At 75.3% G+C, this 1,296-nt stretch carries 1 protein-coding gene; it reads left to right on the forward strand.

Translation table 11 applies throughout. The annotated features are described in order from the left end of the window. On the forward strand, positions 1-1,296 hold a 1,296-nt coding region (locus L615_RS03525), incomplete at both ends, for an MMPL family transporter (protein WP_145724139.1).

Raw genomic sequence — 1,296 nt, forward strand, 5'->3', positions numbered from 1 at the left:
GGCCAGGGTGGCCGAGGGAGCCGGCGGCGCGCGGCGGATCGCCACCGCCAGCGCCCGCCTCTCCGCCGGCATGGAGCAGCTGCTCGACGGCGCCGACGCCGCCGTGTCCGGCACCGGTGACCTGCGCACCGGCGCCGCCGCGCTCGCCACGGGCCTGAGCACCGCCGCGGACCAGGTGGAGGTCGCCGTCGAGGGCCTCGCCCTGGTGCACGAGGCGCTGTCCCGCAAGAGCCTCACCTGCGGCCTCGACCCCGCGTGCCGCCAGGCGCGCGACGGCATCAAGCAGATCTGGGAGGCCGAGCGCGACCAGCTGCTGCCCGGCCTGCGCGAGGCCGCGAAGGGCGCGCGCACGCTCGCGAGGGGCACCGGCGACCTGCGCGGCGGCCTGCGCCAGCTGCGCGGCGGCCTGGCCCAGGCGCGGACCGGCACCGAGCAGCTTGCGGCCGGGCAGCGGACCTTCGCCGACCGGCTCGAGGAGCTCGCCGGCGGCGCCGACGAGCTCGCCTCCGGCGCCGACCGCCTGCGCGGCGGGACCGAGCAGGTCGCGGCCACGCTGCCCGAGCTGGAGGAAGGGCTCGCGGCGGCCGCCCGCCACCTCAAGAAGACCCGCCGCGCCGCCGACGGCCCGGGCGCCGGCGGCTTCTACCTCCCGCCGACGGCTCTCGAGAACCAGTCCTTCGCCGCTGCCAGTCGGCTCTTCGTCTCCGAGGACGGCCGCACCGCGCGGATCGCCGTCCTCGGCAGCACCGACGCCTTCGGGCCCGAGGCCTCCCGGCGTGCGGCCGACGTGCGCGACCTCATCGAGACGTCCTTCAACGGAACCCGCCTCGACGACGCCACCGTGTCGGTCACCGGCATGGCGGCCACGAACAACGACCTCCGCGCGTACTCCACGTCCGACCTCGAGGTGATCGCGCTCTGCTCGCTGGTCGCGGTCTTCCTCGTCCTGCTCCTGCTGCTGCGCAGCCTGGTCGCGGCGTTCGCGCTGATGGCCACCGTCGTGCTGTCGTACGGCGCGGCGATGGGCCTGTCCCTGCTGGTCTGGCAGTACGGACTCGACGTCCAGCTCGACTGGACCGTCGCAGCCATTGCGTTCGTGATCCTCGTGGCGGTCGGTGCGGACTACAACCTGCTGCTGACGAAGCGGATCCACGAGGAGGCGCCGGACGGCTCGGCCACCGGCATCGCCCGGGCGACCGCCACCGCGGGCGTGATCTTCGCGGTCAGCATGCTGGCCCTGCTCGCGGGACGGGTGACCACCATCGGCCAGGTCGGCTTCACCATCGCGGTGGGCCT

The organism is Nocardioides sp. J9 (assembly GCF_007829375.1).
In the GTDB taxonomy this organism is placed as follows: Bacteria; Actinomycetota; Actinomycetes; order Propionibacteriales; family Nocardioidaceae; genus Nocardioides.